Annotated in this window: 21 protein-coding genes; 6 read left to right on the top strand and 15 right to left on the bottom strand. The window is 60.8% G+C overall.

Annotated features, from left to right (window positions below; translation table 11 throughout):
- Positions 1 to 90 precede the first annotated feature (90 nt).
- The 10 genes from pdeM to D8U73_RS10035 all read right to left on the bottom strand — a co-directional run bounded on the left by pdeM (position 91) and on the right by D8U73_RS10035 (position 13351).
- The gene (pdeM, locus tag D8U73_RS10080) at positions 91 to 750 is read right to left on the bottom strand and encodes a ligase-associated DNA damage response endonuclease PdeM (protein ID WP_130904381.1); all 660 of its coding nucleotides are present in this window, start codon (positions 748 to 750) and stop codon (positions 91 to 93) included.
- Positions 750 to 3236 (bottom strand): ligase-associated DNA damage response DEXH box helicase, encoded by a 2487-nt coding sequence (locus D8U73_RS10075; protein WP_130904380.1) that lies wholly within the window; start codon positions 3234 to 3236, stop codon positions 750 to 752. Before D8U73_RS10075 ends, pdeM begins: the two co-directional genes overlap by 1 nt.
- Positions 3237 to 3414: 178 nt before the next feature.
- On the bottom strand, positions 3415 to 4179 hold the full coding sequence (locus D8U73_RS10070) for an ATP-binding cassette domain-containing protein (protein WP_056856146.1): 765 nt from the start codon (positions 4177 to 4179) through the stop codon (positions 3415 to 3417).
- 13 nt (positions 4180 to 4192) lie between these two features.
- Positions 4193 to 5311, bottom strand: coding sequence for a succinylglutamate desuccinylase/aspartoacylase family protein (locus D8U73_RS10065; RefSeq protein ID WP_130904379.1), 1119 nt, complete (start codon positions 5309 to 5311; stop codon positions 4193 to 4195).
- A 26-nt stretch (positions 5312 to 5337) separates the two neighbouring features.
- Positions 5338 to 6048, bottom strand: a complete 711-nt coding sequence (locus D8U73_RS10060; protein WP_056856144.1) for an ABC transporter permease — start codon at positions 6046 to 6048, stop codon at positions 5338 to 5340.
- Positions 6045 to 6773 (bottom strand): ABC transporter permease, encoded by a 729-nt coding sequence (locus tag D8U73_RS10055; RefSeq protein ID WP_056856143.1) that lies wholly within the window; start codon positions 6771 to 6773, stop codon positions 6045 to 6047. Before D8U73_RS10055 ends, D8U73_RS10060 begins: the two co-directional genes overlap by 4 nt.
- Positions 6774 to 6829: 56 nt before the next feature.
- Positions 6830 to 7612 (bottom strand): transporter substrate-binding domain-containing protein, encoded by a 783-nt coding sequence (locus D8U73_RS10050; RefSeq protein WP_056856142.1) that lies wholly within the window; start codon positions 7610 to 7612, stop codon positions 6830 to 6832.
- A gap of 205 nt (positions 7613 to 7817) precedes the next feature.
- Positions 7818 to 9506, bottom strand: a complete 1689-nt coding sequence (locus D8U73_RS10045; protein ID WP_130904378.1) for an ATP-dependent DNA ligase — start codon at positions 9504 to 9506, stop codon at positions 7818 to 7820.
- Positions 9503 to 10537 (bottom strand): ligase-associated DNA damage response exonuclease, encoded by a 1035-nt coding sequence (locus tag D8U73_RS10040; RefSeq protein ID WP_130904377.1) that lies wholly within the window; start codon positions 10535 to 10537, stop codon positions 9503 to 9505. Before D8U73_RS10040 ends, D8U73_RS10045 begins: the two co-directional genes overlap by 4 nt.
- Positions 10538 to 10900: 363 nt before the next feature.
- Positions 10901 to 13351: a penicillin acylase family protein gene (locus D8U73_RS10035; protein WP_056856138.1), complete on the bottom strand. Its 2451-nt coding sequence runs from the start codon at positions 13349 to 13351 to the stop codon at positions 10901 to 10903.
- 137 nt (positions 13352 to 13488) lie between these two features.
- On the opposite strand from D8U73_RS10035, the gene D8U73_RS10030 reads away from it, so the two are divergent.
- Positions 13489 to 14055: a cysteine hydrolase family protein gene (locus tag D8U73_RS10030; protein ID WP_056856137.1), complete on the top strand. Its 567-nt coding sequence runs from the start codon at positions 13489 to 13491 to the stop codon at positions 14053 to 14055.
- Between the two features lie 160 nt (positions 14056 to 14215).
- Here D8U73_RS10030 and D8U73_RS10025 read toward each other — a convergent pair whose 3' ends face one another.
- From D8U73_RS10025 to D8U73_RS10010, 4 genes are all read right to left on the bottom strand, one after another.
- A complete protein-coding gene (locus D8U73_RS10025; protein WP_034146774.1) occupies positions 14216 to 14416 on the bottom strand; it encodes an SEC-C metal-binding domain-containing protein in 201 nt (66 codons plus the stop codon).
- A 5-nt stretch (positions 14417 to 14421) separates the two neighbouring features.
- The gene (locus tag D8U73_RS10020; protein ID WP_130904376.1) at positions 14422 to 14907 is read right to left on the bottom strand and encodes an LEA type 2 family protein; all 486 of its coding nucleotides are present in this window, start codon (positions 14905 to 14907) and stop codon (positions 14422 to 14424) included.
- 120 nt (positions 14908 to 15027) lie between these two features.
- The gene (locus D8U73_RS10015) at positions 15028 to 15504 is read right to left on the bottom strand and encodes a YchJ family protein (protein WP_056856135.1); all 477 of its coding nucleotides are present in this window, start codon (positions 15502 to 15504) and stop codon (positions 15028 to 15030) included.
- 3 nt (positions 15505 to 15507) lie between these two features.
- Positions 15508 to 16005 carry a DUF6231 family protein gene (locus D8U73_RS10010; protein WP_130904375.1) on the bottom strand — a complete coding sequence of 166 codons (498 nt, stop codon included), beginning with the start codon at positions 16003 to 16005 and terminating at the stop codon, positions 15508 to 15510.
- A gap of 190 nt (positions 16006 to 16195) precedes the next feature.
- On the opposite strand from D8U73_RS10010, the gene D8U73_RS10005 reads away from it, so the two are divergent.
- The 4 genes from D8U73_RS10005 (at position 16196) to D8U73_RS09990 (ending at position 18871) form a co-directional block, all read left to right on the top strand.
- The gene (locus D8U73_RS10005; protein WP_130904374.1) at positions 16196 to 16891 is read left to right on the top strand and encodes an OmpA family protein; all 696 of its coding nucleotides are present in this window, start codon (positions 16196 to 16198) and stop codon (positions 16889 to 16891) included.
- Between the two features lie 89 nt (positions 16892 to 16980).
- A complete protein-coding gene (locus D8U73_RS10000) occupies positions 16981 to 17694 on the top strand; it encodes an OmpA family protein (protein ID WP_056856132.1) in 714 nt (237 codons plus the stop codon).
- Between the two features lie 147 nt (positions 17695 to 17841).
- Entirely contained in the window at positions 17842 to 18120 is a 279-nt protein-coding gene (locus tag D8U73_RS09995; protein WP_056856131.1) for a DUF1145 domain-containing protein, read from the top strand.
- On the top strand, positions 18113 to 18871 hold the full coding sequence (locus D8U73_RS09990) for a collagen-like protein (RefSeq protein WP_130904373.1): 759 nt from the start codon (positions 18113 to 18115) through the stop codon (positions 18869 to 18871). Before D8U73_RS09995 ends, D8U73_RS09990 begins: the two co-directional genes overlap by 8 nt.
- Before the next feature lie 105 nt (positions 18872 to 18976).
- On the opposite strand, the gene D8U73_RS09985 is transcribed toward D8U73_RS09990, so the two are convergent.
- On the bottom strand, positions 18977 to 19435 hold the full coding sequence (locus D8U73_RS09985) for a CopD family protein (protein ID WP_130904372.1): 459 nt from the start codon (positions 19433 to 19435) through the stop codon (positions 18977 to 18979).
- Between the two features lie 99 nt (positions 19436 to 19534).
- On the opposite strand from D8U73_RS09985, the gene dinG reads away from it, so the two are divergent.
- Complete coding sequence (gene dinG / locus D8U73_RS09980; RefSeq protein WP_130904371.1) at positions 19535 to 21679, top strand: ATP-dependent DNA helicase DinG; 2145 nt, start codon at positions 19535 to 19537, stop codon at positions 21677 to 21679.
- Positions 21680 to 21758: the final 79 nt, after the last annotated feature.

Raw genomic sequence — 21758 nt, 5'->3', positions numbered from 1 at the left:
CGATGAATCCGAGAACGCCGCGCAGTATCAGTTGCCACGCGTCATCGTTGGCGTCCATCGCGACGGTGCGACGATTCGACAGGCTCGCTCCTACAGGGTCACCGGCCAGATTTCGTTGTCGCCGATTACAAAAATCCTGCAATTGTCGTCCCGTTCAACCTGAAATCCCCCGGTGAACGCGCCGAAGGCCGGTAACAGGCTGACCGTCTCGCCAATCCTGAAACACGCCAGGCGCAAACGCTGCCGGCCTCGACCGTTGAGCCGAAACACCGGGTGCACGTGCCCGGCCAGCGCATGCCGCCCAGGATACGGGTTCGGCTCGTGCTGCAAAGCGAAAGGCCCCAGTAACATGGGTTCAGGCACCACGCCAATGTTCAGTGTGGTGGGTGGGTCGCCGGCACGTTTATCGTGGTTGCCGCGGATCAGCGTCATGGGCAAGTCACGATGCCGCGCTCGCCACTGGGCCAACGCCTGGAGCGTAGCTGTCGCGTGAGAGCCGGGGCCGTGGAGAAAGTCACCGAGAAAAATCAATTGCCGGCAGGGAAGTGCCTTCAACAGGGCATCGAGCACGGCAATGTTCTGCTGGGTCGTTCCCTGCGGTACAGGTTGACCCAGGCTTCGATAGGCCGCGGCCTTGCCAAAATGCACATCGGCCACCAACAGCGCTTGTTGAGCCGGCCAATAGACGGCTTTTTCCGGCAGCAGCCAGAGCTCTTCTCCACATAGGCTTATCGGATAGGGCGCACTCATCAGGGTTTCCCGGTGTCGGCGGTTGTTTCCAGATCGCTGACCATGCGTCGGATGCGGTCGGCGAGTTTTTCCGAACTCATGCTTTCGCGCATCCGTTCCACCAGCAGTGGAAAGCCAAGGGGCGTTGGTCGCTTGATCTGATGCAGGTCCAATGTCATCCGGTTGATTCGCTCCAGTGTTTGTTCCAGGCGACGAATATCCAACTCTTCCCGCAACACTTCTTCCCCGGCCTGAGCCAGCAATAAATTGCCCGCGTCGTATTGTTTGAACACTTCGAAGAACAGGCCGCTGGATGCCTGAACCTGCCGCGTGCTTTTCGGCGCGCCGGGGTAGCCGGCGAACACCAGCCCGGCAATTCGAGCGATTTCGCGGAAACGGCGCAGGGCCAGTTCACCGGCATTAAGACTGGCCAGTACGTCCTGCAACAGATTATCGGCGCTGAACAGGGCGGCATCGAGTTGCCGCGACCAATCGACGGGCGTGGCGCTGAGCAGTTCCAGGCCGTAATCATTGACTGCGATCGAGAAGGTCAGCGGCTGGCGTTGACTGGCCCGCCACGCCAGCAGGCTGGCCAGCCCCAGATGCACCTGGCGACCGGCAAAGGGAAAAAGAAAAAGGTGCCAGCCCTCGCGAGACTTCAGGGCTTCGGCCAGCAGACTGTTTTCGGTCGGTAATCCCGACCACCGTTGTTGCACTTGCAGTAAGGGGCGCATCGCCTGCATTTGCGGGCCGACATAATGACCCTTCGCCGCGGCACTGAATCGGGCGACCACCGCTTTTGCCAGTTCATTGGATAGGGGCATGCGTCCGCCATTCCAGCGCGGGACCGCGGCTTTTTTCACCGTGCTGCGTTTGACGTACGCGGTCATGTTTTCTACCCGCACCAGTTCCAGCAAGCGCCCGGCGAACAGAAAACCATCACCGGGTTTGAGGCGCGCAATAAAGCCCTCCTCGACACTGCCCAACTGTTTGCCACCGCCGCCCTTGCTCCAGAATTTCAACTGAATGCTCGCATCGCTGACGATGGTACCGATGCTCATGCGATGCCTGCGGGCCAGCCGTGCATCCGGCACGCGCCACACACCGTGTTCATCGGGCTCGACCCGGCGGTAATCCGGATAGGCTGTCAGGGAGAGTCCGCCATGACGCACGAACGCCAGCGCCCATGCCCATTCGGCCGGGTTCAGGTCACGATATGCCCAGGCTCCGCGGACTTCTTCGTACAACTCATCGGGGAGAAAACCGCCGCCCAGAGCGATGCTGACCAAGTGCTGCACCAATACATCCAGTGGCTTGACCGGGGATAGCCGCGGTTCGATGCAGCGTGCCGCGACAGCATCCTGCGCCGCGGCGGCCTCGATCAATTCAAGGCTGTGGGTTGGCACCAGCGTGACCCGTGATTCACGTCCCGGTGCATGGCCGGAGCGCCCGGCACGCTGCATGAGCCGCGCCACACCTTTGGCGGAGCCGATTTGCAGAACCCGCTCCACCGGCAGGAAATCCACACCCAGATCGAGGCTGGAAGTGCAGACCACCGCTTTGAGTTGGCCATCCTTGAGCGCGCGTTCGACCCAGTCGCGGGTGTCGCGGGACAACGAGCTGTGGTGCAGCGCGATCAACCCGGCCCAGTCCGGCCGGGCGTCGAGGAGGGCCTGGTACCAGATCTCTGACTGGGCACGGGTGTTGGTAAATACCAGGCTGCTGGCGCTGGATTCGAGTTCGCCCACCACCTGCGGCAGCATCTTCAACCCGATGTGCCCGGCCCAGGGAAAACGCTCGATCGCCGGGGGCAGCAGCGTGTCGACCCGCAGCACTTTGCGGGTTTGCCCTTGCACACTGATGCCGCCGCCGTTGGGGATCAGCACCTGCTCGGCGTGAGACTGATTACCCAGCGTCGCGGAAACGCCCCAGACGATCAGTTCGGGACGCCAGCGACGCAAACGGGCCAAGGCCAATTGCAGTTGCACGCCGCGCTTGTTGCCAAGCAATTCGTGCCATTCATCGACCACCACCATGCGCAAGGTCGAAAGTGCTGTTTGCGCGTCGGCACGGGCAAGCATCAGGGTCAGGCTTTCTGGTGTGGTGATCAGCGTGCTCGGCAGGCGCCGGCTCTGGCGCGCTCGTTCACTGCTGCTGGTGTCGCCGGTGCGCAGGCCGACGCTCCACGGAATCTGCAAAGCCTGCAGCGGCGCTTCAAGTGCGCGGGCGGTGTCGGCGGCCAGGGCGCGCATGGGGGTTATCCACAGCACCGTGAGGGGCTCGGCCACGGGTTTACGTTTGCGAGTTGTTTCAACCGCAGGTGAAGAGCGGGCGAAGCGATTGAGCGCGCCGAACCAGACCGCGTAGGTTTTACCGGCGCCGGTGCTGGCGTGCAGCAATCCGCTGTGTCCCTGTTTTACCGCTGACCACACTTCCTTTTGAAAGGCGAACGGCTTCCAGCCGCGAGCGGTGAACCATTGCTTTGCAAAGTTGGAGGAGGTTCCCATGCCGGCGGTTTGCGCTCTGAAAGTGTTCCTTCAGTGACCACGACGCAACACAACAAGTTTTATTGCGATGTCTGCTGTAGGAGCAAAGCTTGCTCGCGATAGCGGTGCTTCAGGCGAGGATAATATCGACTGAAATACCGCTATCGCGAGCAAGCTTTGCTCCTACATGGGGCTGGTTTTACTTGAGGTTACCGCTGAGGAATTGCTTGAGGCGTTCGCTTTTCGGATTGCCCAGCACGTCTTCCGGCGCGCCTTCTTCCTCTACCAGGCCCTGATGCAGGAACAGCACCTGGCTCGACACTTTACGGGCGAAGCTCATTTCGTGGGTGACCATGATCATGGTCCGGCCTTCTTCGGCCAGGCCCTGGATCACCTTGAGCACTTCACCCACCAGCTCCGGGTCCAGCGCTGACGTCGGTTCGTCAAACAGCATGACCTCCGGCTCCATGGCCAACGCTCGGGCAATCGCCACCCGTTGCTGCTGGCCGCCGGAAAGAAATGCCGGGTATTGGTCCGCCACCCGCGCCGGCAAGCCGACTTTGTCCAGGTAGCGACGGGCACGGTCTTCGGCTTCCTGCTTGCTGCAACCCAACACCCGGCGCGGGGCCATGGTGATGTTTTCCAGCACGGTCATGTGGCTCCACAGGTTGAAGTGCTGGAACACCATGGCCAGGCGGGTGCGGATCCGTTGCAGTTCGTCGGGATCGGCGACGTGCATGCCGTGGCGATCCTTGACCATGCGGATCGCCTGGCCGTCCAGGCTCATGGCGCCGTCATTGGGTTGTTCGAGAAAGTTGATGCAGCGCAAAAAGGTACTTTTGCCCGAGCCGCTGGCGCCGATCAGGCTGATGACGTCGCCGGTGTTGGCCTTGAGCGAAACGCCTTTGAGCACCTCGTGATCGCCATAGCTCTTGTGCAGGCCTTCGATGGTCAGTTTGTACATGGAACAAGCATCCTCAAGGCGAAAGTAGGTAGCCGCTGCGATAGGCTTCGGTGCCCGCGACATGGGCGATGACCATGCCGGCAGTGGCCATGCGGCGCAGCGAGCGCGCGTACATCAGGCCGGCGGCAGTGCAATGGACCGCAGTGACGCGATCGGTGATCGGGTCGATGATTTCGGCGATCAGTTGCCCGGCTTCCAGGTACTCACCTGGCAATGCAGTGAACACCAGCAAACCGCCGACGGGGGTCGCCACCGGTTCGACGCCGGCCAGGGGCGTAGGCGGGTAGGGCAGGTCGGGCAATGGCGCCGGTTCGCCGGCAATTGCACCGAAGTGAATCAGGTAATCGATCAGTGCCTGGCTGTCGAGGCTGGCCAGCGGGTGATTGACGTCGCCCTGGCCGCGCAATTCGACCGTGACCGAAAAGCTGCCCGGCGCAATGTCGAACTGTTCGCCGAAGCGTTCTTTCAACTGCCACCAGAGCAGGGTGAAGCATTCATCGAACGACTGCCCGCCGGAATCAGTGGCCAGCAAACTGGCTTCGGAACCGATGTAGCGCGCCAGCGGCTCGACCTGCGGCCAGGCTTCGGGCGTGGTGTACAAGTGCGCGACGGCTTCGAAATCGCAATGCAGGTCCAGCACCATGTCGGCGTCGCAGGCCAGCCTTTGCAGGGTCAGGCGCTGGGATTGCAACTGGGTGCCGGCGGTCTGCCGGGCCAGCGCATTGCGTAGGCTGTTGCGGATCAGTTCGCGATTACGCTGGGGGTCGTCACCGAGCTGGCCTTCGATCTCATTGCCGACTTCCTCGCTCAAATCGACGAACCAGCGGTTGAAGTTCTGTCCGCTTTCCAGCTCGTATCGACCCAGCGGCACATCCATCAGCACTTGTTCCAGGCCAACCGGATTGGCTACCGGAACCAGAACGATTTCACTGCGCAGCCGCCCGGCCGCTTCGAGCTCCGTCAGGCGTTGCTTGAGATGCCAGGCGACCAGCATGCCGGGCATTTCATCGGCGTGCAGGGATGACTGAATGTAGATCTTGCCTTTGGCCGGCTGAGGGCCGAAGTGAAAGCTGTGGATCTGTCGTGCTGTCCCCGGCAGCGGGGCCAGCAAGTCATGTATCTGGTGGCGCATTTGTCTTATTCCAGGAAGCTTGGGCCCTAGTGAGTCGGCCCGAGGAAGGCCAGCCATCGGCGTTCGGCGAGACGGAACAGGCCAACCAGCGCAAAGGTGACGGTCAGGTAGATCAGCGCGGCGATGCCGAACGACTGGAAGGTCAGGAAGGTCGCCGAGTTGGCGTCCCGCGCGACTTTCAGGATGTCCGGGATGGTTGCGGTGAAGGCCACGGTGGTCGAGTGCAGCATCAGGATCACTTCGTTGCTGTAGTAGGGCAACGAGCGGCGCAGGGCCGAAGGCATGATCACGTAGGCATACAGCTTCCAGCCTGTCAGGCCATAGGCCTTGGCGGCTTCGACTTCACCGTGGGCCATGCTGCGGATGGCCCCGGCGAAAATTTCCGTGGTATAGGCGCAGGTGTTCAGTGCGAACGCCAGGATGGTGCAGTTCATCGCATCGCGGAAGAAGCTGTCGAGCACCGGTTGCGCCCGCACGGCGGCGAGGCTGTAGATGCCGGTGTAGCAGATCAGCAACTGGATATAGAGCGGCGTACCGCGGAACAGGTAGGTGTAGAACTGCACTGGCCAGCGTATGTAGAAGTGCGGTGAAACCCGGGCGATGGACAGCGGAATCGAGACGATGAAACCGATGAAAATCGACGCGCTGAGCAGCCACAGGGTCATGGCCAGGCCGGTGATGTTCTGGCCGTCGGTGTAGAGGAAAGCCCTCCAGTATTCCTGCAGGAGTTCGATCATCGTACGGCCTCCCGGGTCCCGGCGGCGTAGCGGCGTTCGAGCCAGCGCAGAATGATGTTGGAGGCACTGGTGATCAGCAGATAGATCAGCGCAGCGAGCACCAGGAAGTAGAACAGTTGATAGCTGCTTTTACCCGCGTCCTGGGCTGCCTTGACCAGGTCGGCAAGGCCGATGATCGACACCAGCGCGGTGGCCTTGAGCATCACCATCCAGTTGTTGCCGATACCCGGCAGGGCAAAGCGCATCATTTGCGGGAACACCACGATACGAAAGCGCTGGCCGCGCTTGAGACCATAGGCGGTGGCCGCTTCGACCTGGCCGCGCGGCACGGCAAGGATGGCGCCGCGGAACGTTTCGGTGAAATACGCGCCGTAAATGAAGCCCAGGGTCAGTACCCCGGCGCTGAACGGGTTGATCTCGATGTATTCCCATTCCATGTAGTCGGTAAGCGACGTCAGCCAGGTTTGCAGGCTGTAGAAGATCAGCAGCATCAGCACCAGGTCCGGCACCCCGCGAATCAACGTGGTGTAGCACTGGGCAACCAGGCGCAGCAGTTTGACTTTGGACAGTTTGGCGCTGGCGCCGAGCAGGCCGAGCAACACGGCCACCAGCAGCGACATCGCCGATAATTTGATAGTCATCCAGGTGCCTTCCATCAGCAAAGGACCGAAGCCCTTGAGGCTGAAGGCGGAGAGCCCCAGATTTTGCAGGAGGTTTTCGAACATAAATCAGCAACCTGATCGGATGAAAAAAGCGCCCATCGCGAGATGGGCGCCGGGCATTACTTGCCGCTGTACAGATTCAGATCGCCAAAGTGTTTCTTCTGAATGGTGGCGTAGGTGCCATCATCGTGTAACGCTTTGATACCCTTGTCCAAAAGTGCTTTCAGCTCGGTGTTACCTTTCTTAATACCGATAGCCGTTTTAGCAGGCAGCAGTTCGCTGTCGACTGGCTTGCTGACTTCGTAGCCCTCGCCTTTTGGCGACTTCAGGAAGCCCAGTTCGGCTTGCAGCATGTCCTGGATCGCGGCGTCGAGACGGCCGGAAGTCAGGTCGGAATACACCTGGTCCTGGTTCTGATAGGCCTGGGTTTTTACCCCAGCCTTGTCCAGAACGGCTTTGGCGTAGGCTTCCTGGATGGTGCCTTGCTCGTAGCCGACGGTCTTGCCCTTGAGCGAAGCGACGTCTTCAGTCAGGCCAGAGCCTTTCTTGAACACGTAGGCGGTTGGACCGGAAAACAGCTCGCTGGAGAAGTCGATGACTTTTTCACGGGCCGGGGTGACGGTCATCGAAGAGATCACACCGTCGAATTTATTGGCCTTGAGGCCAGGAATCATCCCGTCGAAATCGCTTTCGACCCATTTGCACTTGACCTTCAGCTCGGCGCAGATTGCGTTGCCCAGATCGATGTCGAAGCCCACCAGGTTGCCGTCAGCCGCTTTCGACTCGAACGGTGCGTAGGAAGGGTCAACACCAAAACGCAGTTCCTTGTATTCCTTTGCCATGGCGGAGCCAGCGGCCATGCACAACGCCAGTGCAGAGAGGGTCAGCAATGCTTTTTTCATTATTTATTCCCTAAAACCAATATGAGCGCTTGTGGCGCAGAATTATTGTTACTGGTAAGCGTAAGACCTAATGAAAGTAGCAATTTCCGAACCAGAGTGCCGAACAAGCGTTTAACAGGCATTCAGGAAATCGCCGGGATGGGATTAGTGCACGAAAACGGGCGGCGTGGAAGACCCGCACTCTTTTGGTTCTTCGGCAGGCGAATTACTGGAGCAAATCCTGCAGTGTTCCCAAGTGATCCGCCTCATCGACGGACTTGTCCTGACGCCAGCGCAGCATCCGCGGAAACCGCACGGCGATCCCGCTTTTGTGCCGCTTGGACAGCGCAATCCCTTCGAAGCCCAGCTCAAACACCAGGCTCGGTTTGACGCTGATCACCGGGCCGAATTTTTCCACGGTGGTTTTACGCACGATGCTGTCGACCTGGCGCATTTCTGCATCGGTCAGCCCTGAGTAGGCCTTGGCAAAGGGCACCAACGTGCGCTCGCTGGCGTCGGGTGGGCCGTCCCAGACCGCGAAGGTGTAGTCGCTGAAAAGACTTGCCCGGCGGCCATGACCGCGTTGCGCATATATCAGCACGGCGTCGACACTGAACGGGTCTACCTTCCATTTCCACCAGACGCCCACATCCTTGGTTCGGCCCACGCCGTAGAGCGCGTCTTGAGCCTTGAGCATCATCCCTTCGACGCCGAGCCGGCGAGAATCTTCGCGCTGGCGGGCGAGGTCGAACCAGTCTTCGCCGGTCAACAGTGGCGACGCCAGCAGCGCCGGATGATTGCAACGGGCAATGACTTGCTCCAGTTGCGCCCGCCGCTGCGCCTGCGGTTGATTGCGCCAGTCTTCGCCGGCCCATTCCAGCAAGTCGTACGCGAGGATGACCACCGGAATGTCGCCAAGCATTTTCTTGCTCAGGGTTTTGCGCCCGATGCGCTGTTGCAGCAGGGCGAAAGGTTGCACGGCGGGGGCGGTCGGCGATTGCGGGTCGAAGGCGTCGGCGGTGTCGGGTTGATCAGCTTTCCAGACCACGATTTCACCGTCGATCACCGTGCCGTCGGGCAAGACGTGGTTCAGGTTGGCCAGCTCGGGAAACCGCTCGGTCACCAACTCTTCACCCCGTGACCAGACCCACAACTTTGCGTCGCGCTTGACCACTTGGGCGCGGATGCCATCCCACTTCCATTCCACTTGCCATTGGCTGGCAGGGCCGAGCAATGCGTCGAATTGTTCGACTGGTTGGGACAGTGCGTGGGCGAGAAAAAACGGATAGGGCTGGCCGCCTCGCTGGGCATGTTCATCGGCCGATTCGGCGGCGATCAGTTTCAGGTAACTGGCGGCGCTCGGGCGATTGGACAGGTCGGTATAGCCCACCAGGCGTTGCGCCACGCGTTTGCTGTCGAGATGGGCCATGGCGGCGAGCGCCCGGGTGACCAACAGTTTGGAGACGCCAACACGAAAGCTGCCGGTGATGAGCTTGATACAGAGCATCAAGCTGGTGCGGTCCAGTTGCGACCAGAGTTCGGGCAGTTGACGGGCGAGTACCTCGGGGGATTCGCCGCGCAAAGGCAGCAGCTTTTTTTCGACCCACACGGCCAGGCCATCGCTGGACACGTGAGGAGCCTCAGGCAGGATCAGCGAGATGGTTTCGGCCAGATCGCCCACGGCCTGATAACTCTCTTCGAACAACCACGTCGACAGGCCCGATTGCTCAATCGCCAGATCATGCAGAAGCCGCGCCGGCACCAATTGCCGGGGCCGTCCTCCGGACAGGAAATACACCGCCCATGCAGCATCTTCAGGGGCGGCCTGGGCAAAGTAGCGTTGCATCGCCAACAGTTTGGCATTGCTTGAAGTCGTCGCATCGAGCTCGGCATACAACTGGGCAAACGCTCTCATGACGTCGCCTCGGTGGGCTCGTGCTCGACGGCTACAGGTTCTTCTTCATCGTCACCGTATTCGGTATCGAAAGCCTGGGCGTCGAGGCCTTGCTCGCGCAGGTGACGCACCAGCACGGCGACCGAACCGTGGGTGACCATCACCCGTTGCGCACCACTCTGTTCGATGGCCCAGAGCAGGCCAGGCCAGTCCGCGTGATCGGAGAGCACGAAGCCGCGATCCACACCGCGGCGCCGGCGAGTACCGCGCAGGCGCATCCAGCCGCTGGCGAAGCCATCGCTGAAGTCGCCGAAGCGGCGCATCCAGGTGCTGCCACCGGCGGAGGGAGGGGCAATGACCAGGGCTTTGCGCATCAGCGGGTCGTTTTTTTGCACATCGCCGGCATAGATCGTCGCAGGCAGGTGAACACCCGCTTCGCGGTAAACCCGGTTCAGCGGTTCGACCGCGCCATGGGCCAGGATCGGGCCAAGTCCGGCATCGATGCCGTGGAGAATGCGCTGGGCTTTGCCGAACGCGTAGCACAGCAGCACGCTGGTTTTGTCCTGGGCCGCGTTGGCCTGCCACCATTGATTGATTTCGGCGAAGACCTGCGCCTGGGGTTGCCAGCGATAAATTGGCAGGCCGAAGGTCGATTCGGTGATAAAGGTATGGCAGCGCACCGGTTCGAACGGGGCACAAGTGCCGTCGGGCTCGATTTTGTAATCGCCGGAAGCGACCCAGACTTCGCCGCGGTATTGCAGGCGAACCTGCGCCGATCCCAGAACATGCCCAGCCGGATGAAAACTCAGGGTGACGCCGTGATGCAACAAGCGCTCGCCGTAGGCCAGCGTCTGCAGGTTGATGTCTTGCCCCAGCCGCGCTCGCAGAATGCCTTCACCCGGCGCCGCTGCCAGGTAATGCTGGTTGCCGGTGCGCGCATGGTCGCCATGGGCGTGGGTAATGACTGATCGCTCGACCGGTCGCCAGGGATCGATATAGAAATCGCCAGCGGGGCAGTACAAGCCTTCGGGACGCGCGATGACAAGATCCACGATGCTACCCAAGTGGGGGGACTTGTTAGCTATGAGGCTGGCGCGCAGCGAGAAGTTCTATCGGGGTTTGATGGGCGCGCTTTACACGAGGTACAGCTCATTCCTTGTAGGAGCACAGCTTGCTCGCGATAGCGGAATGTCAGTCACCGATAATGTTGAATGTGCCGGCGTCATCGCGGGCAAGCCATGCTCCTACAGGCTTTGAAGTGGCCGCGGTTCAAGTATTTGGCACAAATCCCCTGTAGGCGCCAGCCTGCTGGCGATGAATCCAAGAACGCCGCGGGGCATCAGGTGCCCCGCGTTATCATTGACGTCCATCGCGACGGTGCGACGATTCGACAGGCTCGCTCCTACAGGGGGGCGTTACTTGCCCGGTGTCAGGGTCAAGCGCTTGCTGCCATAAACCCTGTCATAGTTCTGCGACTGCATCGGCAGGGTCTGATACTGCCCTTTGAGCCACGGATCGATGCTGTTGAGGTAGTTCGGGCTGGCCGGGTTGCCGGATTGGCCGCTGGCGATCTGGCCCATCAACGGTTCGGCCTGGCCGAAATCGACGATAAAGCGCATGGCCGGTGCCAGCGTGGTGTTGAAGTCCTGGCCCCAGGCGAAAGCGGCGGTGTTGAGCGTGGTGTGATCGCCACCGGCCGGCACGGGGCCGCGCACGGTCTGGCCACTGACGTTCTTCCATTCGTAGCGGTGCAGTTTGCCCCACTGCCAGGCTTTGTGATCGCCGCCCAACTGACTGTCGCCGGCCGTGATTGCCGCGGCGAGACTGCGGGCGAGAATCGCGGGTTTATCTTCTTTCTGCGCGCTGCGCGCGTCATCCCAGAATGGACTGTCTTCGCGGCCCAGCAAATGATCGGCCTGTGCTGCGTAGGACAACTTGCCGTTGGCGACGAAGGCTTTCCAGGCCGGGCTGCTGTCCGGTCCCAACTCATCGAGGAAAATCTGTTTCATGCTTTCCTGCAAAAACAGTTCGTAGATCGCTGCATCGGCGGACGTCGGGGCCAGTTTGCCGTCGAATGCCATCAAGCGGGTCAATGCTTCGCGTGCCTTGCCGCGATCGGCCACCGGCAGGGCTTCGATGGCTTGTTTGAGTGGCTGGGCCATGCCCGGCGCTTCGAACATTTTCTTCAGTTTGGCGGCGAACGTGGTGGTCTGGTCATACTGCATGGCAATCAGGCTGCGAGTGTCATGTTTGCCCACACCGGCCAGTTCTGCCAAACGCTCGCCACGCTCCGGTGCCGACCAGGAATTGGACAGTTGCATGCCGTAGCCATGGGGAATGACCCGCTGGTTGGCCGTGCCGAGCCAGCCTTGCGCCGGGTCCTGGTCGTAAGGGTGCAGCATCGGGTCGGCGTAGCCGTCCCAATCGTAGCGATCTTCCCAGCCCGGCGAGGGCAACAGGCCTTCGCCTTCGCGGCGGTTAGGGTAACGGCCGGTGACTTGCCAGCCTATGTTGCTGGCATCGGCAAACACCAGGTTCAAGGCAATGGCGCGAATTTCGCGGCTGGCATCGGACGCCTTCTCGACGTTCTGCGCGCGGGACAGGTCAAAAAACGCGTCCAGGGATTTGTCGTCGGAGAAGTTCGGTGTCTGCAGGGCCAGGCCGAAGCCGTTGCCTTGCGCCAGGCCTTGGGCGCTGTTGAGTAGCGGGCCGTGGCGGGTTTCGTACACGGTTTCGCGAATCGGCCGCTGGCCTTTGACGAAGTAGGTTTCGTTGCGCGCGGTCGCCGGCTGCCACTTGCCATTGGTTTCGTAGGCAAGGCCGTTGCCCTGGCGGCGGATTTTTTCCAGGAACAGGTCCTGGTTGTCACCCATGACGGTGGTCGTGCTCCACGCCACTTTGCCGTTGAAACCGCCCAGCACCATCGGCAAACCGGCGATGGTCACACCGGAGGCCTGATATTTCGGCGCGCGAATCTGTACGTAGCTGTAGAGCGACGGCACGCCCATCGGGCCATGGCTGTCGCTGGCCAGCAGGCTTTTGCCGCTGCGGCTGCGTTGCGGCGCTATCGCCCAATTGTTCGAGGAAATGGCGCCCAGCAGATTCAACTCAGACAGTTGGCGGGTGGCCTTACTGATTTCAGTCAGCCCCGGTACCTGCCCGTTAAGCTTGATGCCATGCAGCTTCTCGCTTTCAGCCAAGGGCAGCTTTTCGTCGGGCGCGGACGGCGTCAACCACGGCAGTTTGTCGGTGGTGACGGTTTGCGCGAGTACCAGCGCAGAAATTTCTTCCGGCAGGTTGGCCGACTGGCTGAAGTTCAGCAGACAGAAAATCAGCGCTGAATCTTCCGGTTTCCAGTACTCAGGCTTGTAGCCGCTGGCGACCAGATCCGCCGGCAGCTTGTCGCGATAGCGGAACAGGTAGGCGTTGACCCCGCGGGCATAGACTTCAAAGAAGCGTTTGAGGCGCGGTGAAGACGCTTTGTACAACTCCCCGGCGCTTTTCTTCAGGTTGACCGCGCGCATGTAGCGGTCGGCGTCCAGCAAATCCGCACCGTGCATTTCCGCCAGACGGCCCTGGGCCAGCAAGCGCAGGGTGACCATTTGGGTGATGCGGTCGCTGGCGTGCACATAGCCGAGGGCGAACAGCGCGTCGTGGAACGTGCTGCTTTCGATCAACGGCATGCCCATCGCGTTGCGGCGCACCGAGACATTCTGCGCCAGCCCCTTGAGGGGCTGCACGCCGGAGGTCGGCGGGAGGGTGTCCTGGGCATTGAAGCTCTGACACCCTGTCAGGCTCAAAACCCCCGTGACTGCTGCGGCAACGCCGAACCGGGGTAGAAAATGTGTGAGGGCTGGCGAGGCCATGGCAAAGCTCCTGCGGGGGTAGCGTCAGTAAAGCCGCTACGTTAGTGAGCGGGAGGAGGGCGCGCAAGCGGGGTACAAGGTTATTTCAGGATTTGTCTGATAAGTTCAGCGACCAATGGTCCGGGAGGTGTGTCGACATGGAATTAAAGGCAAATGCAGGATTGATCATCATCGATCAACAGAAGGGCATTCTGCACCCCAGGCTGGGTCGCCGGAACAATCCCCAGGCCGAGGACCGCATGCTGGAACTGTTGGCGCATTGGCGGCGCAGCGAACGGCCGGTGATTCACGTCCAGCACTTGTCCCGATCAGAGGACTCGGTGTTCTGGCCGCTGCAATCGGGCGTGGAGATTCAGCAACGATTTCAGCCACTGCCGGGTGAGCAACTGATTCAGAAGCAGGTGCCGGACGCATTTTGTTCAACGGGGCTGGAGAGACTGTTGCGCGAGGCGGGGATCGCACAGTTGATCATCGTCGGCGTGGCGACCCACAACTCGGTGGAGTCCACGGCGCGCACGGCGGGCAACCTGGGGTTCGAGGCGTGGGTGGTGGAGGATGCGTGCTTTACCTTCGACAAGGCCGATTTTTTCGGTAACCCCCGTTCAGCCGAAGAGGTGCACGGTATGTCGCTGGGGAATCTGCATGGTGAGTACGCGACCGTGGTCAGTACCGAACACATTCTGAAGGCGGGTGAACATCTGTAGGAGCAAGGCTTGCCCGCGATGAACGATGATGCAAAGAGTATGAAGTACCGAGGCGCGGCAATCGCGGGCAAGCCTTGCTCCTACAGGTCTCGAAACACTGTGAGAGTGGGCCTGCTCGCGAAACCGGCCTACCAGACGAGGCAGGTTTTCACCTGAAGCCTCAAGCGCCGTGGCACTTCTTGAATTTCTTGCCGTTGCCGCATGGGCAAGGGTCGTTGCGGCCAACGTCTTTCAAGGCATTGCGCACCGGTTCCTGGTGGGCGTGGCCGCAATTCGGGCCGTGTACATGACCATGGTCGTGATCATGATGGTCATGATCGTGGTTGCAGTCAGGGCCGTGGACATGGGGTTGCTGGGTCATCGGGGTTACTCCGGAATTAGATCGGCGGGGATTATCACGCCATTGCGCTCCAGGTGCACGTAGTGGGCGATGAATAAACCGGTTTCCATTTCACCTTCGAGGCGATAGGGAATGCCTTGCTCGGAGTTTTTCAACTGTTTGACCAGGTCTCTGACCTTGGGCCACAGGTTGGTGCGGATCGGCACTTTGTAAAAACGGCTGGCCTTGGGGCCGATGCTGATCCAGTGTTCATGCTCGCCATCGACCAGCAGGATGTCGCCCAAATGAATGCGGTATTCCATACCGCGTACGGTCAGCTCGTTTTCGCTACGGTTATCAATGCGAAAGTGCAACACGAAGCGTTGCTCCAGCAGTTTGGCGCGCACCACTTCCACCCGGGTCAGGTGCACTTCGGGGTCTGGCTCATCGCTGGCGAACCAGGACGCACAGCCGCCGAGCCCCAGACAAAGGGCAAGCATGAGCAGACATTGTGCGAATCGCCGGGTGATCATGGTCGTTCTTCTCCCTTGAACCCCAGTCTAGTCGTTAAAAGATCGCAGCCTTCGGCCACTCCTGCTGTGCAGGCAATCCCGTGCAGGAGCTGGCGAAGGCTGCGATCTTTTGCGGTCACCTCAAGCGCCGAAATAGCCCGAGCAGCATTTCTTGAACTTCTGCCCGCTGGCGCAAGGGCATGGATCGTTGCGACCGATGTCCAGTGGTACGGTGGGATCGATGAAGTACCAATGTCCAGCGTTCTGGACGAATGACGAGCGTTCACGATGACTGTGCTCGCCACTGCCGTCGTGCCAGCGCGCGGTAAAGGTCACGAACGCGTGTTCCGGCTGGCCGCCGAGCACTTCGGAGCTTTCCACCTCAAGGCCCAGCCAGGTGCTTTGGGCACTCCAGTCGCTGATCGATTGCCGGTCGAGTCCTGATTGCTGGGCGGGCAGGGTGGTCGCCACCAGATAGTCGATCAGGCCCAGCACATAGGCGCTATAGCGCGAGCGCATCAGGGCTTCGGCGCAAGGGGCCGGGTGGCCGGCATGGTAAGGACCGCAGCAGGCGTCGAGCAGGGTGCCGCTACCGCAAGGGCAAATGGATGTACTCATGCGTTACCACCAATATTTCCCGAAGTTTTCCGGATTGGCCCAAAAGCGCGAATTGAGCCAGTCCGGGACTTGTTTGTAGTCAAGCAGATCATAGGTGAAGAGGGTCAGCACCTGTTCGTCGCGCTGAAAGCGTTCGCTGGCTTGCAGGGCCAGGGAGAAAAAGTCCGTCTCCTGCCAGCCGCTGGCCGGTAAGTCGGCGAGGACGGCGATGCGGCTGGCGTTGAGATTGCGGATGCCGCCGAGCAAATTCAGGCCATCGCGCTTGGGCAAGTGTTCGAGGCAATCGACCACCAGCGCCAGGTCAAACCGGCGCGCCGCCAGTTCGGCCGGCAATGCTCCCGGCGCAGCATGCGCCACGCAGCTGTCGGGGTGGGCGATCTTGAAGGCTTCAAGCGCCGGGAATTCGCTGGCGCCGATCAGCAACAGGCGTGCAGGGGCGTATCGATCCAGCAAAGCGGCCAACGCCTGTTGTGGCGTGCGCGAAGAAATAGCTGCAATCATCGAAGTTCCTCAGTCAGGTCTGCCAAGACTAGCCTGCCCGCAAGTTCGAGCCTAGAGCGGCTTTGCCTGAAAAGAGATGATCTGCCGTGAACAGGGGACAAAACTGCAATGGCCTATTGCTGGCGGAGATTAAAACTCCGGTCTTTACTCCCTGAATCGGTTCTAAGCCGATCCTTCAGGAGAAAACTAGATGAGCATAGTTCGGACAGCATTACCCCTGGTTCTGCTAACCAGTGTGTTGACTGGTTGCGCAGGTTTGCAGAAAACCGACTGGCCGACCTGTGCGGCGGTCGGTGGTGTCGTAGGTGCGGGTCTCGGCGCGACCGAGAGCTCGTCGTGGGCAGGTTGGGGCGCGCTGGTTGTCGGTGGTACGGCGGCCGCTTATTGCTGGGTTCACGGTGACGGCGACGAAGACGGCGATGGTGTTCCGGACAGTCGCGACAAGTGCCCGGGCACACCTAGAGGCGTTCAGGTCGATGCCGATGGTTGCCCACCACCAGCACCTGCTCCAGTGGTTGAAGAAGTTGTAGTGGTCAAGGAAGAAACCATTGTCATTCGTGATGTCCACTTCCAGTTCGATAAAGCAACGCTCACGTCGTCCGACAAACTGGTACTCGACAAGATTGCCACTCGTTTGAAAGCGGAAGCCCCTACTGCCCGATTGACCGTAACCGGTCATACCGACAGCGTGGGCAGCGATTCCTACAACCAGAAACTGTCGGATAAACGCGCTCACTCGGTGGTTGAGTACCTCATCCAGCAAGGCGTGCCGCGCAGCAACTTTGTGTCTGTTACCGGTGCCGGTGAGAGCCAGCCGGTAGCCGAAAACAAAACTGCCGACGGTCGTGCACAAAACCGTCGTACGGAAATCAAAATCGAGCGCTAAGCCCCTCGGATCCCCGGCTTGTGCAGTCGCGGATGCGGGTCTTTACTCCTGTGTAACCGGCATCGGCCGGTGACACAGGAGCTTTGGAAATGAGCAATCTCACACGGACCGTCTTGCCGGTTCTGCTGCTGGGCAGCCTGTTGACCGGTTGCGCTACTCACAGTGATGGCACTGCCCCCCTCAATCAACGTACCTGGCCGATCTGCAGCGTCATTGGCGGACTGGTCGGTGGAGGCCTGGGCGCTATCGAAAGTGGCGGTTGGGCGGCGGGTGGAGCGGCGCTCGGTATATTGACCGGTGGTTTGATCTGTTACGCCCAGGACGGTGACGAAGACGACGACGGTGTGTTCGACCGCCGCGATCGCTGCCCCGACACACCGGCCAACACGCCTGTGGAACATCACGGTTGCCCGCTGCCGCAATACCCGGCCAGCGTGAAACCTGCAGAACCTGCTGCGCCTGAAGTCATCACGTTGAGCAACGACGTGTTCTTCGGTTTCAATCAATCCGACCTGACCCCGACCGCGCAAAGCGAGCTCGATGCGATCATGAGCAAATTGCTGGACGCCGATGTGGTGAACATCAAGGTGATCGGCCATACCGACAGCGTTGGCTCGGACAGCTACAACCAGGCCCTTTCGGAGCGCCGCGCCAGCAGCGTGGCGGAATATCTGCTGAGCCAGGGTGTGGCACCCAACAAACTCACCAGCGAGGGCAAGGGCGAAAGCCAGCCGGTGGCCGATAACGAAACCGAGGAAGGCCGCGCGAAAAATCGTCGCGTGGAACTGCACATCAATCGCTGAACCGCGGGTTAGAGCTGTCGAACGCAGATCTCCTGCGTTTCGACGGCCATTCGGCGATCTTCAACAAGAATTTTCGCTTGCCCTCTGGCTTATCCCGCGTGGAAGCCGTTACTGTGCGCTCAAAGAATAATTCCCATCGAGGGGCGTATGAAGGTGATTTGGGGGCTGGGGAAGCTGTTGACCCTGCTGTTCTGGCTGGTGGTGCTGGTCAACCTGTTCACGCCATTTGTCTATCCGCTGCATCTGCTGGTCAATCTGGCCGGCGGTATTCTGGCGATCCTTCATCTACTGGAAGCGCTGTTGTGCTACCGCAGCCTCAGAGGCCGCGCGCACCCTTGGCGTGATCGACTGAAGATTGTCATTTTCGGCGTTTTCCACCTGCAAACCATTCCCGCTCCCTCCGCATCCAAGGCTTCCCATGCGTAAATTCTGTCTGCTCGCCGTACTCATCAGTCCACTGGCCTGCGCTCAGGTGGTGAGCGTCGAAACCAACTCGCTGATGCGTCTGCCCAACACCGCCAGCACCTTGCAACTCGAACGTCTGGAGGTCGCCGATTACGGCACGTTACTGATTCCGTCGAACGTGACTGAAGTCACCGTCGGCGAGTTGCATCTGGGACGTGATGCGCGGATCGCGATTGTACCCAGCGAGCAGGCGCTGGAATTGAAAGTCAGCCGTGCTCAATTGTCCGAGGGCAGCCAGATCACCGCTCGCGGCGCGCCGGGCACTTTTCAGAAGGCCGCGCGCTCCGGGCGCAACCTGAATCTGCAAATCAAGACGCTCAATGCCCCGCAACTGATCGTCGACGCGCGCGGTGGTGCGGGGGCTCCGGGGTTTGTCGGTCTCGACGGGGCCAACGGTCAAGCCCCGGGCTGTACCTGGGGCCAGGCCGGACGCGGTGCCGATGGCAGCAATGGCAGTGACGGCCAGCCAGGCGCACCGGGGGCATTGGTCAAACTGGTGGTGCCGCGTGATTACCCGGCAGAACAGATCAAGGTTCAAGTGTCCGGCGGTGCGGGTGGCCTGGCCGGACCCGGTGGAAAACCTGGCGCCGGAGGCAAGGCCAAGGGCTGCCTGATCTATAAAGCCGATGGCGGCAAGAGCGGCAAACCAGGTGCCGATGGGCAACCGGGACCTGCCGGGGCGGCAGGCTCGGTGGTCGTGCAGCGGTTGTAAGCATTGATCGTTCCCACGCTCTGCGTGGGAATGCAGCCCGTGACGCTTCGCGTCACTGGACGCAAAGCGTCCCTTGAGGCGTTCCCACGCGGAGCTTGGGAACGATCATGGTCGAGCGGCAGCAACAACTACCACGACCAACCCGACAATCAAGTTGATCCCCACCAACCGACGAATCCGCCCCAACACTGCAGCCCCCGCCGGCCAGTCCTGCGCCAGCACAGCCGCGCGCAACTCCGGCAGCATCAACGCCTGAATCCTGATGAACAATGCCGTCATCACCACAAACAACCCCATCATCACCTGCACATAGCGCGGCGCGTGTTCAAAGCCGTTGAAATTCAGATTCAGCATGACCACGCCACTGACTGGCAACAGCACGACCGCCCCCCAGACCCAGCGGAAAAAACCTTGAAACACTTCAATCCACAGCTTCAAGCGGGCAGGACCCTCAAGCGCTGTCATCGCCGCGGGACGCAAGACCATCCAGGCGAAAAACATGCCGCCCACCCACACCAGTGCGGCGAGGACATGCAGGCTATAAACAAGGCTAAAAGGTGTCATTCGGGTACTCCGTTCTGCGCGGGATTCATTAGCGGGGTATGATAGCGGCCGAATCAAACTACTGAAAATTTATCCAGCGTTTTTTGCGCCCGACAATTCATGATCAGCACTGAACTCAAAACCACGATCCAGGGCGCCTACTCGCGTTTTCTCGAAGCCAAGAGCCTCAAGCCGCGCTACGGCCAACGCCTGATGATCGCCGAAGTTGCCAAAGTCCTCGGTGATATCGACACCGACGACGAAGGCCGGCGCAGTGGCGACCCCGCGATTGTCGCGGTGGAAGCCGGCACCGGTACTGGCAAGACCGTGGCCTACAGCCTGGCGGCGATCCCCACCGCCAAGGCCGCTGGCAAGCGCCTGGTGATCGCCACGGCCACCGTCGCCCTGCAGGAGCAGATCGTCTACAAGGATCTGCCCGATCTGATGCGCAACAGCGGGCTGAATTTCAGCTTCGCCCTGGCCAAGGGGCGCGGGCGCTACATGTGCCTGTCCAAGCTCGACATGTTGCTCCAGGAAGGCCACGCGCAAACCGCCACGGCGCAGTTGTTCGAAGAAGAAGGTTTCAAGATCGAGGTCGATGAGGCCAGCCAGAAGCTGTTCACCAGCATGATCGAGAAGCTCGCCGGCAATAAGTGGGACGGCGACCGCGACAGCTGGTCCACCGCGCTCGAAGACGCCGATTGGGCACGCTTGACCACCGATCACAGCCAATGCACCAACCGTCATTGCCCGAACTTCGGCCAGTGCGCCTTCTACAAGGCCCGCGAAGGCATGGGCAAGGTAGACGTGATCGTCACCAACCACGACATGGTGCTGGCTGACCTGGCGTTGGGCGGCGGCGCTGTGCTGCCGGACCCGCGCGACACCATCTACGTGTTCGACGAAGGCCACCACCTGCCAGACAAGGCCATCGGCCACTTCGCCCACTACACGCGCCTGCGCTCCACCGCCGACTGGCTGGAAACCACGGCAAAGAACCTGACCAAACTGCTGGCGCAACACCCGTTGCCCGGGGATCTGGGCAAGTTGATCGAGCAGGTGCCGGAGCTGGCTCGGGAGATCAAGACCCAGCAACAATTCATGTTCACCGCCTGCGAACAGGCCGCCGATTTCAAGCCCGGCGAAGATGTCGAAGGTCGCGAACGCCCGCGTCATCGCTTCGTCGGCGGAGTGATTCCCGAGCACATGCGTGAGATGGGCATCGAGTTGAAGAAAGGCTTTGCCCGCCTGACCGACCTGTTCACGCGCCTCACCGAACTGCTCAAGGAAGGCATGGACGGCGAGGTCAACATCGGCATCGCCAGCAACCAGGCCGAAGAGTGGTATCCGCTGTTCGGCAGCCTGTTGTCCCGTTCTTCCGGCAACTGGGAGTTGTGGGTGGCGTTTACCGCTGAAGACCCTGAAGACAACCCGCCCATGGCCCGTTGGTTGACCCTGGCCGAAAGCGGCTCGCTGTTCGACATCGAGGTCAACGCCAGCCCGATCCTCGCGGCGCAAATGCTCCGACGCAACCTGTGGAACGTAGCCCATGGCTGCTTGGTCACTTCGGCGACCCTGACGGCCCTCGGCACCTTCGACCGCTTCCGCATGCGCGCCGGCCTGCCGAAAAAAGCGGTCACCGCCGTGGTACCGAGCCCGTTTCATCATGCCGATGCCGGTGTGTTGCGAGTGCCGAACCTGAACGCCGACCCACGTGATGCGGCGGCGCACACCGCGGCGATCATCCGCGATCTGCCGGACCTGGTCGAAGGTTCGCGCGGCACACTGGTGCTGTTCTCTTCGCGCAAGCAGATGCAGGACGTGTTCGACGGCCTCGACCGCGACTGGCGCAAGCAGGTGTTCATTCAAGGCAACCTGTCGAAACAGGAAACCCTGAACAAGCACAAGGCGAGGGTCGATGGCGGTGATTCCAGCGTGTTGTTCGGCCTGGCAAGCTTTGCCGAAGGGGTCGACCTGCCGGGTGCCTATTGCGAGCACGTGGTCATCGCCAAAATTCCGTTCTCGGTGCCGGATGACCCTGTCGAAGCGGCACTGGCGGAATGGATCGAAGCCCGTGGCGGCAATCCGTTCATGGAAATCTCCGTGCCGGATGCCTCGCTGAAACTGGTCCAGGCCTGCGGGCGCTTGCTGCGCACCGAAGAAGACCGCGGCACCATCACTTTGCTCGACCGGCGTCTGGTGACCCAGCGCTATGGCAAAGCGATCCTCAATGCGTTGCCGCCTTTCCGGCGTGAAATTTCCTGAAACACCGGTGGGCAGTTTTGCCCGCCGCGTTGTCTATCTTTCAGCCATCGCTTTTCCATTGGCCCATTGAAGGTCTTAG

This window comes from Pseudomonas sp. Sample_22 (genome assembly GCF_004307635.1).
Classification (GTDB): Bacteria; Pseudomonadota; Gammaproteobacteria; order Pseudomonadales; family Pseudomonadaceae; genus Aquipseudomonas.
This window is presented reverse-complemented; position numbering and strand designations above follow the sequence as displayed.